Here is a 9,787-nt window from a genome sequence, read left to right on the forward strand (position 1 = left end):
GCGCCGTCTGCACGAGGTCCTCGGCGCGGTGGTGGTCACCGGTCAGCAGCCGGGCGGCGTGCTGCAGCGCGGCGCCGTTCGTCTGGACGAACGCCCGAAAGCCCGCTTCGTCGCGCACTGCCTCACCTCCGGCCGGTCCGTGCCTGCAACCCCCTCAGGGGACGAGGTGGCCCCGCGATCAGGTTCCCGCGTCGACCGGGCGGGACGCGTAGTGGTGCGGCGCGCCCGTCTCGGCGTGCGCGTACTCGGGGCCGTCGACGGTGAAACCGTTGCGCGCGTAGAAGCCGATCGCGGTCACGCGGGCCTCGCACCAGAGCAGCCGGCCGCCGCGGCGCCGCACCTCGTCGAGGGCGGCGTCGAGCAGCGTGGTGCCGACGCCTCGCCCGCGCACGGCCTCGGCGGTGGCCATGCCGCGCAGCTGCCAGGTGCCGGTCTCGTCCGGACGCTGCGGATACGGCCGCGGCAGCAGGATGCAGGCCGCGACCAGCTCGTCACCGTCGTACGCGCCGAGGTGCAGCGAGTCGGGCGCGTCGTCGCCGTGCACCGGCTCGTCGACCGGCCAGCTCGGCCGCAGCACCGTGCGCCGCAGCGCGCGCGTCGTGAGGGCGTCGACGAGCCGGATGTCCACCGTGGCGTCCAGGGTGCTCAGTGCCCCGGCTTGTAGGCCATGAGCACCACGATCACCACGAAGGCGAGGCCGACCACGCCGCCGGACGCGGCGATGCGCCCGGTCATGCTGACGACCGACTCCTCGCGTCCGATGGCCGCGGTGACCTTGTCGAGCGAGGGCACCATCACCAGGAGCACGACGCCGACCGCGACCAGCCAGAGCAGCAGGCTCACCCAGATCCACGGCTGGGTGAACTTGCCGAGCATCTGACCGTCCTCCTTCTGCGACATCAGCCCGAAGCCGGCGATGATCACGAGCACGGACGCGTAGGAGTAGATGCGCAGCATCCGGGACGCCGCGGCGGTGGCGCCGCCGTCGCCCTTGCGCACCCCGCGTCCGGCGGTGGTGGCGGCGTGCACGAGCGGGCCGACGGCGAAGATGGCGAACAGCAGGTGCAGCGCGAGCAGCAGATCCTTCACGACCCGACCCTACCGACCGGCGCTGGGGGGCCGGTCAGCCGGCGGCGCGGCCGCGACGCCGGCCACGGCGGGCGGCGAGGTAGTCGGCCACCACGTACTCGCCGAGGGCGCCGCGCTTCGGCAGGAAGACCCGGCCGCCGTTGCGGTGCCCGACCTCCTGCATGAACGCGACCAGCCGCGGGTCGTCGTCGAGCATGAAGACGTTGATCGTCGCGCCGCGACGGGTGCAGCGTTCGACCTCGGCGAGGGTGGCGGCGATCGTCTCGGGCGTCGGCGGCCAGGCGAAGTCGGCGAAGCCGTCGGGGGCGAGGTGCGCGGTCGGCTCGCCGTCGGTGATCACCAGGATCACCGGCTCGGCGCCACGGTGCTTGTCCAGGTGGCGCCGGGCGAGCATCAGGCCGTGCTGGAGGTTGGTGCCCTGCACGCGGTCCCAGTCGTGGTCGACGAGCGCGCTCGGCGACAGCACGCGGGCGTAGTCGCTGAAGCCGATGATCTCGATCGAGTCCTGCGGGTACTTCGTCGACACCAGCGAGTGCAGCGCGAGCGCCGTGGTCTTCGCCTCGCCCCAGGTGCCGCGCAATTCCATCGAGTACGACATGTCGACGAGCAGTGCCACCGCGGCGGACGCGCGCCGCTCGGTCTCGACCACCTCGAAGTCCTCGGGTGCGAGGCGCACGTCGCGGCCCGCGCCCGACCGCAGCACCGCGTTGCGCACGGTGCGCACGACGTCGAGGGGCTGCTCGTCGCCGAAGCGCCACTCGCGGCTCGCGCCGGTGATCTCGCCCGCGGCGCCGGCGTCGCGCACGTCGTGCGAGCCGCGGCCCTTCGACTCGACCATCGCGAAGACCCGCTTCAGCGCGGTCGATCCGAGGCGTCGCAACGCCCGCGGCGACAGGGTGAGCCCCTCGCCGCCGCGCTGCAGGTAGCCCTGTTGACGCAGTTCGCGCTCGATGCGCTTGAGCTGTTCGACGTCGTCGACGGCGGCACGCCCGAGCGCCCGCTCGACGAGCTCCTCGTCGATGTCGTCCATGGACGCGCCGGGGTAGTCCTGGTCGAGCAGTTCCTCGAGCCGGTCGAGGTCGGCGAGCTCGGCGAGCGCCCCGGTACCCTCGGCGTACCCCATGGGCTGGTCGCCGTCCATGCGCTGGCGGCCGCCCCATTCGAGATCCGGACGCGCCGCCTGCAGCCCGCGCTGCAGCCGGGCCATCTGCTCGGCCAGCCCGGCGTTGTTCATGGCCTGCGCCATCAGCTCGGCGAGCTCGTTGCGCTGCTCGGCGCTGAGCGAGTTCAACAGCTGTTGAGCTGCGGCCGCGCGGCGGGCGAGCTGGTCGACGAGTTCGTCGAGGTTCTGCGGCTGCTCGGGGAAGAAGTCGCCGTACTGCTGCATGAACTCGTCGAACTGCTCCTGGGTGTGCTCACCCCGCGCGTCCGCGTCGAGCATGTCGTTCAGCGCCGACATCATCTCGCGGATGCGCGCCATGTCCTCGGGCGTCGCGCTCTGCAGCGCGTCCTTGAGTCCCTTGAACTGCGCGTCGAGCACCTCGTCGCGCAACAGCTGTTGGATCTGGTCGTAGGTGGCGCGTGCCTCCGGCGAACGCCACTGGTAGTCCTGCAGCTCCTGCACGGCGCGGGCGGTGTCGCGGGGGAGGGCGTCGAGCTCGGCCTCGGCCATGCGTGCCGAGTCGTCGGGCACCGGGAACAGCGCCTGCCGTTCGAGCTCGACCGCTTCGTCCAGCAGCTCCCTGATGCGTTGCAGCGTGCCGTCGAGCCGGCCGCTGCGGCGCAGTTCGCGGGCGCGCTCGCGGGCCTGGCGGCGCAGCGAGTCGAGGCCGTTGCGGCCGTTCGCCCCCCGACGCAGCAGACGGTTCAGCGCCGACCGCGGCGACATGCCGGCCAGCACGTCGTCGCCGATCTCGTCGAGCGCCTCGCGGATGTCGTAGGGCGGCGCCAGCGGGTCGGGACCGCCGTTCCAGGCGCCGTAGCGGCTGCTCATCGTCCGTAGATGGTGCGGCCGCCGTCGGAGTCCTTGGCGAGGCGGCGGTTGAGGTGCAGCCCCTCGAGGGCGAACTCGACGACGGAGGCGGCGATGCCGACGGCGGCCGGGCCCTCGCCGACGCCGTCCGGCTCGAGACGGTCGAGCAGCGTCGACAGCACCGGCACGGCGCCGACCTGCTGCAGCAGCTCGCTCGCACCGATGTTGTCACCGGTGGTGACGGTGAGGCCGCCGTCGAACTTCTCCTGCAGCGGACGCAGGTCGAGGCCCGCGAGCCGGCTGCGGTAGGTCTCGGCGATGGCGCGGCGCAGCAGGTGCTCGAGCACCTCGAACTCGCGTCCTTCGTCGGCGTCGTCGAACTCGACCTTGCCGCGCGACGCGGGCACGACCGACGGAAGGTCGCAGACCCGCGCGACGGCGGCGCCCTCGTGGTTGATGGCTGCGCGGCGCACGGCCGACGCGGCGACGGTCTCGACCGCGGCGATCGCGAAGCGGGCGGAGACGCCCGAGCGCTGATCGACCTGCGGGGCGTCGCGCACGGCGCGCGCAAAGCGGCCGACCACCTCGAGCACGTGGGTCGGCACGAGCGGCGCCCCGTGGGTGGCGTCGGTCCACAGCACCGCGGCTTCCTGCGCGATCAGCGACAGCTCGGTGTCGAGCGAGAGCGGGTAGTGGGTGCGGATCTCGGCGCCGAAGCGGTCCTTCAGCGGAGTGATGATGCGACCGCGGTTGGTGTAGTCCTCGGGGTTCGCCGACGCGACGACGAGCAGGTCGAGCGGCAGGCGCAGCTGGTAGCCGCGCACCTGGATGTCGCGCTCCTCGAGCACGTTGAGCAGCGCCACCTGGATGCGCTCGGCGAGGTCGGGCAGCTCGTTCACCGCGAAGATGCCGCGGTTCGTGCGGGGCACGAGGCCGTAGTGCACCGTCTCGGGGTCGCCGAGCGTGCGGCCCTCGGCCACCTTGATCGGGTCGATGTCGCCGATGAGGTCGCCGACGGACGTGTCGGGCGTGGCGAGCTTCTCGCCGAGCCGGGCGTCGCGGTGCAGCCAGTCGATCTGCAGCAGCTCGCCCTCGGTGGCCAGCAGCGACTGGCAGCGCGAGCAGACCGGGGCGTACGGGTGGTCGTTGATCTCGCACCCGGCGACCACCGGCGTCCACTCGTCGAGCAGGCCGGTGAGGGTGCGGATGAGCCGGGTCTTGCCCTGCCCGCGCTCGCCGAGCAGCACGAGGTCGTGGCCGGCCAGCAGCGCGCGCTCGACCTCGGGCACCACGGTGTCCTCGAAGCCGACGATGCCCGGCAGCGACGGCTGACCCGCGGCCAGCCGGGCGATGAGGTTCTGCCGGATCTCGGCCTTGACGCTGCGGTGCACGTGCCCTGAGGCGCGCAGGTCGGCGAGGGTGGCGATGGCCGGTGCTGTCACGCCATCCGACGCTACGTCGGTGCGGGGCGATCCCGCCACCACGCGACCACGCGGGCGTCACCGTGCGAGAGTGGCGCCGTGCCGTCGTCGCGCCCGATCGATGATCTCGACGCCCGTCTGCTGCGCGCGCTGGACGAGGCGCCGCGGGTCGGCGTCCTCGAACTCTCGCGCCGCCTCGGCGTCGCGCGGGCGACCGTGCAGTCGCGTCTCGACCGGCTCGTCGAGCGCGGCGTCATCGCGTCGTTCGCCCCGCACCTCGACCCGGAGGCGCTCGGCTTCGCCGTGACCGCCTTCGTGACGCTCGAGATCCGGCAGGGACGCGGGCAGGACGTGCTCGCCCACCTGCGCGAGATCCCGGAGGTGCTCGAGGTGCACACGATCACCGGCCAGGGCGACATGCTCTGCCGGCTCGTCGCCCGCTCGAACGCCGAGCTGCAGCACGTGCTCGACCGGGTCACGCAGTACCCCGAGATCGTGCGCACCTCGACGGTCATCGCCCTGTCGAAGCCGGTGCCCTACCGCGTGCTGCCGCTCGTGGACGGGACGGCGTGACGGACGGGGTGATCGGGTGACGGATCGGAAGATCCACTGACGGCGAAAACGCCGTCACCCGCGGCCGCGATCCGTCACCCGGGCGCGCGATCCGGCACTCACGGCGGGGATCCGTCACGCGGAACGGGGCAGGTCAGCCGCTGAACGGGGCGGCCTTGACCAGGGTGACCTTGAGCGTCTTGCCGTTCGGGGCCTCGTACTCGGCGGTCTCGCCCTCGCGCTTGCCGGTGAGGGCCTTGCCGAGGGGGGACGCGGCCGAGTAGACCTCGACGCCGGCCGTCTCGGCCTCCTCGCGCGAGCCGATGAGGAAGGTCTCGGTGTCGTCGTCGCCGTCCCAGCGGACGGTGACGATCATGCCGGGGCCGGCGACGCCGTCGCTGACCGGCGCCTCGCCGACCTTGGCGGTGCGCAGCAGGGTCTGCAGCTGGACGATGCGGCCCTCCTGCTTGCCCTGCTCCTCGCGGGCGGCGTGGTAGCCGCCGTTCTCCTTGAGGTCGCCCTCCTCACGCCGGTCGTTGATCTCCTTGGCCATCGCCGGCCGGTTGTCGATCAGCTCCTGCAGCTCCCGCGAGAGTCGGTCGTAGGCCTCCTGGGTCAACCAGGTGACGGCGGTCTCGTCGGAGGTGGTCACGTGAGGGCTCCTGACACGGTGGAACGGGCGGAACGAAACAAAGAACGTAACACCGGCCACCTGTTGCAGGCCAAACGAGCGAGCGCGCAGGCAGGTTGTCGGTGGCGTCGGGAACAATGGACGCGTGACAGAAGCACTGCGCCTGATGTGCGTGCACGCGCACCCCGACGACGAGTCCAGCAAGGGCGCCGCGACGATGGCGCGCTACGTCGACGAGGGCGTCGAGGTGCTCGTCGTGACGTGCACCGGCGGCGAGCGCGGCAGCATCCTCAACCCGGCGCTGCAGGGACGCCCGGAGATCGAGGAGAACATCGCCGAGATCCGTCGCCGCGAGATGGACCAGGCCCGCGCGATCCTCGGCGTGCAGCAGAGCTGGCTCGGTTTCGTCGACTCGGGGTTGCCCGAGGGCGACCCGCTGCCGCCGCTGCCCGAGGGCTGCTTCGCGCTGACGCCGCTCCACGAGGCCACCGAGCGGCTGGTCGCCGAGGTGCGCCGCTTCCGCCCGCACGTCATGACCACCTACGACGAGAACGGTGGCTACCCGCACCCCGACCACATCCGCTGCCACGAGATCAGCGTCGCGGCCTTCGAGGCGGCGCCCGATCCCGACGCGTTCCCCGACGCCGGCGAGCCGTGGCAGCCGCTGAAGCTGTACTACGACGTCGGCTTCAGCGTCGAGCGCAGCGAGGCGCTGCACCAGGCGATGCTGGACGCCGGGCTCGAGTCGCCGTTCGAGGAGTGGCGCAAGCGGCGTGAGGAGTGGCAGGGCAAGCTCCGTCCGCCGAAGATCACCACCCGCGTCCCGGTGGCCGACTGGTTCGAGCGCCGCGACCGCGCGCTCATCGCGCACGCGACCCAGGTCGACCCCGGTGGCTGGTTCTTCAAGGTGCCGCTCGACCTGCAGAAGCGCGCGTGGCCGACCGAGGACTTCGAACTGGCACGCAGCCTGGTCGACTCCGAAGTGCCGGAGGACGACCTGTTCGCGGGCGTGCGGGAAAGGGTGGGGGCATGAGCCCGACCGTGGTGCTGGCCGTCAACAACGAGCCGCTGAAGTCCGGCCCGATCGGGCTGGGCATCATCCTGATCCTCTGCGTCGTCTGCTTCTTCCTGTTCCGCTCGATGTCGCGGCACATGCGGAACGTGCGCGAGTCCTTCCCCGGCGAGACGCGCGACGCGCACGGCCGTCCGGTGACACCGGCGGCCGCGGACGTCGCGCCGACGGTCGAGACGCCGGGCTCGCCGGTGGCCGCGCCGCCGGCCTCCACCGCGACGCGCCCCCCGCGCGCCCCGCCGACGTCCTGACGGCGCGGCGCCGCGTCGCGGGTCGCGCTCAGCCCGCCGCATAGCGGCGGGCCAGCTCGGCCGCCGTGGTGGCGAACGCGGCGCGCAGGTCCGGCGGGCCGAGCACCTCGACGTGCTCGCCGAGTTGCAGCAACGCGTGATGGCCGTGCCGCACCGACTCGATCGGGATCACGGTCTCGGCCCAGCCGGTGTCGTCGACCGGCCCCATCGCGTCCCGCGCCCGGCGCTGTGGCACCGTGCCGACCAGGAACAGCAGGTCGCGTCCGGTCGCGTCGAGCCGTACGGACGCCTCGGCGCGGTAGAGCCGCTCGGTGTAGTCCTGCTGGTAGTCCGACCACGACCGGGCCAGGTCGAACCCCGCGGGCCGCGCGAAGACCTCGTCCTGCACCGCCGCCGTCAGCACGCGCGACACCCGGTAGGTGCGCGGCTCGCCGCCGCCGTCGGCGCGTGCGAGGACGTACCAGGTGCCCGCCTTGAGCACGAGCCCCAGCGGTTCGAGCACCCGGTCGACGACCGCCCGGTTCGACCGCTCGTAACGCACCCGCACCCGGCGAGTCGTCCAGGTCGCCTCCGCCAGCACCGGCAGGAAGGGCGGCCGCTCGGGCTCGCGCTGCCACCCCGGCGCGTCGACGAGCACCGTGTCGCGGATGCGCGCGGCCCGGTCGCGCAGGCCGTCCGGCAACGCGGCGAGCAGCTTGAGCCGGGTCGTCGCGAGCACGTCCCCGAGCCCGAGATCGGACGCCGCACCCGGCAGGCCGGCGAGGAACAGCGCATCCGCCTCGTCCGGCGACAGCCCCGTCAGCCGCGTGCGGTAGCCCTCGAGCAGCCGCACCCCGCCGTGCCGTCCGCGCGTCGCGTACACGGGGATGCCCGCCTCGCCGAGCGCCTCGATGTCGCGGTAGATCGTGCGCACCGAGACCTCGAGTTCGGCGGCGAGCTCGCTCGCGCTGGCCTGCCCCCGCGCGTGCAGCGTCAGCAGGATGCTCAACAACCGGCTGGCCCGCACGCGACGATCTTCGCAGGAAAACCTGACAGTTGATGTCAGGTTCGGCGGGCAGGCTGCGAGGCATGACCACAGCAACGATCACCGTGACCGGCCAGTCCTGGGACGAGACCCCGTCGACCAGCGTGCCCGCCGTCGCCACCGCCCGCTTCACCACGCGCTGGGCGGGCGACCTCGTCGGCGAGTCGACCTGCTCGCTGACGATCTGTTACGTCGACGGCGACCCCGCCGACCCGCAGTCACTGGTCGGCCCGTACACCGGCTTCGAGCACGTCACCGGCACGCTCGCGGGCCGCGAGGGCAGCTTCGTGCTCGCGGCCCGCGGCGATCACCGGGGCGGCACCGCCACGACGCAGCTCGAGGTGGTGCAGGGCTCGGGCACCGGCGCGCTGGCCGGCCTGCGCGGGAGCGGTAGCTACGCCGCCGAGGCGATGGAGTACACCCTGACCCTCGACTACGAGCTGCCGGAGTGAGCATGCTGACCGTCGACCGCAAGCAGGTGCTGGCCTACCGCGTCGCCGCGCAGGGGCTCGACGCCGCCGCCTCGGCCGTCGGCGACCTCGCCGTGCTCGACATCGGCGTGCAGGACGGGCCCGGCGAGCAGGCGCGGCTCTCGTTCGCCAACCGTCTCGCGAAGCCGCCGTCGCCCGACGCCGTGGGCCCGGGACACCGCCTCGCGCTGGTCTGGTCGCTGCGCGGCGCCCCGCACGTGCACCGCCGCAAGGACCTCGACGCGCTCGCCGAGGCGCTCTTCCCGCTGAGCGAGGCCGACGCCGCTGGCCGGCTGAACGAGACGGGGCCCAGCGTCGAGCGCGCGGGCATCACCGCGCTCGAGCAGTTCGAGCGGGCCGTCGACGCGATGCACGACGTCGTCGCCCGGCCCAAGCCGAAGGGCGAGACCAGCACGGCCGTCACGAAGCGGCTGCCCGAGACGATGCGGCGCAACTGCCGCGCCTGCGGCACCTCCCACATCTCCGACTCGGCCATGCGGGTCTCGTCGCTGGCCGCCGGGCTCGAACTCGAGCCGGGCACCGCGCCGCCGGTGCTGCACCCGCGGGCGAAGGCGCGCCGCCCGCGCGAGACCGACGTGGCGGCGCTGCGCCGACTGTTCACCGACTACCTGCGCCTGCTCGGCCCGGCGACCGAGGTCGAGGTGGCGGGTTACGTCGAGGCGCGGCGGGCCGACGCCCGCGCGGCGTGGCCGGACGATCTCGTCGAGGTGCGGGTCGACGGCCGGACGGCCTGGATCCCGGCCGACGCGGCCCGCGCGCTCGAGGGCGCGCCCGAGCCGAAGACCGTGCGGCTGCTCGGTGGGTTCGACCCGTTCCTGCAGGCCCGCGACCGTGCGCTGCTCGTGCCGGACAAGGCGGCGCAGAAGACGCTCTGGCCGGTGCTCGGACGCCCGGGTGCGGTGCTCGCCCATGGCGAGATCGTCGGCGCGTGGCGGCCGAAGACGTCGGGCACGAAGCTGACCATCACCGTCGAACCGTTCGGCGCCCTGGCCCAGGACGTCTGGGACGCGCTCGAGCCCGAGGCCGAGCGCGTGGCCGCCGTGCGGGGCGCCGGGTCGGTGACGCTCGCCCGGGGCTGAGCTCCGCGCGTCCGACCGTCGTCACCCCGCCCCGACCCGCGATGATCTCGGGGAAACCCCGGTCCTGGCCCGGGTTTCCCCGAGATCATCGCCGGGGCAGGGGCCGCGCGGGCCCCCCGGCGCTGACTCCCCCCCCGGGGGTGGGCGCCGCGCCCGGGCCCCCGCGGGGGGCGCGCGACCGGGGCCGAAGGGCGTTGGCCCCCCC

11 protein-coding genes are annotated in these 9,787 nt (G+C 73.4%); 5 read left to right on the top strand and 6 right to left on the bottom strand.

From position 1 onward, the window contains the following. Nucleotides 1–178: 178 nt before the first annotated feature. Genes ACTHMS_RS10610 through ACTHMS_RS10625 form a run of 4 tightly spaced genes read right to left on the bottom strand, consistent with a single transcriptional unit; the run spans nt 179 to nt 4,503 of the window. Complete coding sequence (locus tag ACTHMS_RS10610) at nt 179–628, bottom strand: GNAT family N-acetyltransferase (RefSeq protein ID WP_440306629.1); 450 nt, start codon at nt 626–628, stop codon at nt 179–181. 17 nt (nt 629–645) lie between these two features. Beyond that, nucleotides 646–1,089, bottom strand: a complete 444-nt coding sequence (locus tag ACTHMS_RS10615; protein ID WP_440306630.1) for a DUF2269 family protein — start codon at nt 1,087–1,089, stop codon at nt 646–648. A 34-nt stretch (nt 1,090–1,123) separates the two neighbouring features. Further along, complete coding sequence (locus ACTHMS_RS10620; protein WP_440306631.1) at nt 1,124–3,082, bottom strand: VWA domain-containing protein; 1,959 nt, start codon at nt 3,080–3,082, stop codon at nt 1,124–1,126. Beyond that, the gene (locus ACTHMS_RS10625; RefSeq protein WP_440306632.1) at nt 3,079–4,503 is read right to left on the bottom strand and encodes a sigma 54-interacting transcriptional regulator; all 1,425 of its coding nucleotides are present in this window, start codon (nt 4,501–4,503) and stop codon (nt 3,079–3,081) included. Before ACTHMS_RS10625 ends, ACTHMS_RS10620 begins: the two co-directional genes overlap by 4 nt. 78 nt (nt 4,504–4,581) lie before the next feature. On the opposite strand from ACTHMS_RS10625, the gene ACTHMS_RS10630 reads away from it, so the two are divergent. Beyond that, nucleotides 4,582–5,055: an Lrp/AsnC family transcriptional regulator gene (locus tag ACTHMS_RS10630; RefSeq protein WP_440306633.1), complete on the top strand. Its 474-nt coding sequence runs from the start codon at nt 4,582–4,584 to the stop codon at nt 5,053–5,055. Between the two features lie 133 nt (nt 5,056–5,188). Here the strand turns inward: ACTHMS_RS10630 and greA are convergent, their stop codons facing one another. Next, complete coding sequence (greA, locus tag ACTHMS_RS10635) at nt 5,189–5,686, bottom strand: transcription elongation factor GreA (RefSeq protein WP_440306634.1); 498 nt, start codon at nt 5,684–5,686, stop codon at nt 5,189–5,191. Between the two features lie 124 nt (nt 5,687–5,810). Between greA and mca the strand changes: the two genes are divergently transcribed. Together mca and ACTHMS_RS10645 are read left to right on the top strand one after the other, a co-directional pair. Further along, nucleotides 5,811–6,698 (top strand): mycothiol conjugate amidase Mca, encoded by an 888-nt coding sequence (gene mca / locus ACTHMS_RS10640; protein ID WP_440306635.1) that lies wholly within the window; start codon nt 5,811–5,813, stop codon nt 6,696–6,698. Then, a complete protein-coding gene (locus ACTHMS_RS10645; RefSeq protein ID WP_440306636.1) occupies nt 6,695–6,988 on the top strand; it encodes a hypothetical protein in 294 nt (97 codons plus the stop codon). Before mca ends, ACTHMS_RS10645 begins: the two co-directional genes overlap by 4 nt. 28 nt (nt 6,989–7,016) lie before the next feature. On the opposite strand, the gene ACTHMS_RS10650 is transcribed toward ACTHMS_RS10645, so the two are convergent. Continuing rightward, nucleotides 7,017–7,994 (bottom strand): helix-turn-helix transcriptional regulator, encoded by a 978-nt coding sequence (locus ACTHMS_RS10650; RefSeq protein WP_440306637.1) that lies wholly within the window; start codon nt 7,992–7,994, stop codon nt 7,017–7,019. A 62-nt stretch (nt 7,995–8,056) separates the two neighbouring features. Here ACTHMS_RS10650 and ACTHMS_RS10655 point away from each other — a divergent pair, with 62 nt between their 5' ends. After that, nucleotides 8,057–8,464, top strand: a complete 408-nt coding sequence (locus tag ACTHMS_RS10655) for a DUF3224 domain-containing protein (RefSeq protein ID WP_440306638.1) — start codon at nt 8,057–8,059, stop codon at nt 8,462–8,464. A 2-nt stretch (nt 8,465–8,466) separates the two neighbouring features. Further along, nucleotides 8,467–9,582 (top strand): DNA glycosylase AlkZ-like family protein, encoded by a 1,116-nt coding sequence (locus ACTHMS_RS10660; protein WP_440306639.1) that lies wholly within the window; start codon nt 8,467–8,469, stop codon nt 9,580–9,582. The last annotated feature ends 205 nt before the right edge of the window (nt 9,583–9,787 follow it).

The organism is Jatrophihabitans sp. (assembly GCF_051960575.1).
Taxonomy (GTDB): Bacteria; Actinomycetota; Actinomycetes; order Mycobacteriales; family Jatrophihabitantaceae; genus JBQCEE01.